Consider the following 2,508-nt stretch of genomic DNA (forward strand, 5'->3'; position numbering starts at 1 on the left):
GCTCCGGGTGAGCGCGCTACAGGGAACCATGGCGTGGCTGCTGCTCACCCAAGGACGTTTTGAGGAGTCCTACCGGTTGGCGTCCAGCGCCGCCGACGCCACCGCCCCGGAGCACCGGGCCGACATACCTCGCATGGCGCTGTGCGGCTCCCTGCTGCTCTCCTCCGCCAACGCCGCCGGCCGCGACGGAGACCGGGGCAAAGCGGGCCACCTGCTGAGTGAGGCCCGCGACATTGCACGTCACACCGGATATCGCACCGACTACGAGTGCGCCTTCGGTCCGGACCAGGTGACCATGCAGACGGTCGACGTGCATGTTGTGACCGAGGCGTACACGTCGGCTCTAGAAACCGCTAAGTCGATGCCGCGTGACACCCCGCTGCCGTTGAACGCCCGCGCCCGGCACCTGCAAGACCGGGCGCTGGCGCACGTCCGGCTCGGCCACGATCAACAGGCCGAAGATGCCCTGTGGGCAATGAGCGCCCTCGCGCCTGACGTATGGCTTCGGAACAACGCGCCGTCGAAGATGTTGGTCAACGAGTTGCGGACTCGGGAACGGCGGGCGCGCAGTGCGTCCCGGTTGAGCGCCTTGGCTCGGAAGTTCGGCCTAGCAAGCTAGCCGCGCTTGTTATCTCGCTGGTAGGACACCATGTCCCGGTAGGACGCCATGTCCTACCGTTGTTGGATTCTTCGCCAATAGCGTCACACCGTGATCGACTACGGGAGCGGAGCAGGCTGCAACGACTACGGAGTGGCACTATGCCTGACCCCTGATCGCGCTGCCGCGGCCGGGCCGATGGGCGTGCGACGGTTGAGGCAAATGGGGCCGGACGCTACCGAACTCGGCGAGAAGGGTGGTGGTCGGGGAGGCGACCCCGATGACTGACGAGCAAACAAGCGATCATCGCTAGCGCTGCTGCGGTCTACTGGGGCGTAGAGTTTGCCCTGTTAGCGACCCCCGCTCGCCTGGTCCGCGAGCGAGGGTCGGAACGCCGAGGTGAAGGCTCGGACATGGAACAGGCTACCAATTCCGCGCACCCTGAAACTCGTCGGCGCACAAGGTGCCCGGCATGAGCAAGCGCGCGAAAAACGTCACGCCGAAAGACATCCTCACCGGGCGCAACGCTCGGAAGATCCGACGCCGCCGAGGCTTGTCACTCCAGACCGTGGCCGACCTCGTCGGCGTGCACAAGTCCGTGCTCTCACGCCTCGAAACGGGCCACCGCCCGTTCACGCAGCGCGGGATACTCGAAGACCTGGGCGTCGCCCTCACATGCTCGGTGGCCGACCTGACCGGGCAGCGTGAGATGGCCGCACGCGACCCACAGACCGCGCTTGCCGTCGAAGCGATACCCGAGGTCGCCGCGGCGCTGTACGACTCCGGCCTGAACGACGCCCCGGACGTACCCGTCCGCCCCATCGACGAACTGGTCTCCGCCGCCGCGAAGGTACTGGCCCTCAGCGACGACGTTCAGCTCCACCTCGCGGGCCGGGACCTGGGCGCCCTCCTCACCGAGCTACACGTCCACGCCGTCGCCGGCAACGGCGACACCAAGCGCGCCGCGCTCGCCGCGCTTGTCGAAGCGTGCATCGCCGCGCGAGCGCTGGCCGGCACTGTCGGTCACGCCGAACTTGCCGTGGCCGCCGCCCGCCGCGGCTACGACGCCGCCCGAGCACTCGAACGCCCCGATCTCGTCGGGTTCATGGCGATGGGCCGGACGATGACCCTGGGTCGTATCGGCGCCCGCTACCGTGCGATCACGGTCGCGGACCGGGTGCTCGCCGAGCTTCCGCCCGGGCCGGTCGGAAAGGACACCGCAACCGCGCAAGCACGCGGCATGCTGCACCTGAGTGCGGCGCTCGTATCCGCCCGAGCCGGCGAACGCGCCGCTGCCGAAACTCACCTACATGAAGCACACGACCTGGCGACCAGGGTCGGCGAACGCAACCACATGCGCTACCACTTCGGCCCGGCCAATGTCTTCGCATGGGAGCTGTCCATCGCGGTCGAGTCCGGCAACGGCATCGACGTCGTCGAACGACAGACCGCATCAGCAATCGACCTGTCGGTGTTCCGGTCCCGCGACCGAGAAGCGAGCGTCCAGTTCGACCGGGCGCGCGCATGGGCGCAAGCGGGCGGAGACCGTGACGACAAGGTGCTGCGCGCCTTGGACGCGGCCGACCGGCTCGCCCCGATCCGGGTGCGATCCGACCCGATCGCCCGGGACATCGTGGTCGATATTGACCGACGCTCGAAACGACGGTCCTGGGAACTGGACTCACTGAAGAACAGGCTCGGCGTCGCCTAGGTTGCCAAACGGGCAACAAACGGCGTTGGGCAGCTCATAGCGTCACCTCGTGATCGCAAACCGGCGGCCGGGGCAGCCCCACCACCAGACCACGCAGCCCGTTCTCGGCCTGTTGCTGGACATGACCGACTACCACGTCCACGCCGTGTACGACCCCGAGGACCCGCTGCCGGTCGCGGTGTGTGGCGTGCACGTCCTG

Annotated in this window: 1 protein-coding gene and 1 pseudogene; both read left to right on the plus strand. The window is 67.9% G+C overall.

Annotation, left to right across the window (positions count from 1 at the left end):
• Positions 1–619 (plus strand): annotated as a pseudogene (locus N912_RS0148135) (helix-turn-helix domain-containing protein); the annotation flags it as partial.
• A 451-nt stretch (positions 620–1,070) separates the two neighbouring features.
• Positions 1,071–2,309, plus strand: a complete 1,239-nt coding sequence (locus N912_RS0148140) for a helix-turn-helix domain-containing protein (RefSeq protein ID WP_084212131.1) — start codon at positions 1,071–1,073, stop codon at positions 2,307–2,309.
• Positions 2,310–2,508 lie beyond the last annotated feature (199 nt).

The sequence above is a fragment of the Actinospineispora acaciae DSM 45401 genome, from assembly GCF_000620785.1.
GTDB classification, from domain to species: Bacteria; Actinomycetota; Actinomycetes; order Mycobacteriales; family Pseudonocardiaceae; genus Pseudonocardia; species Pseudonocardia acaciae.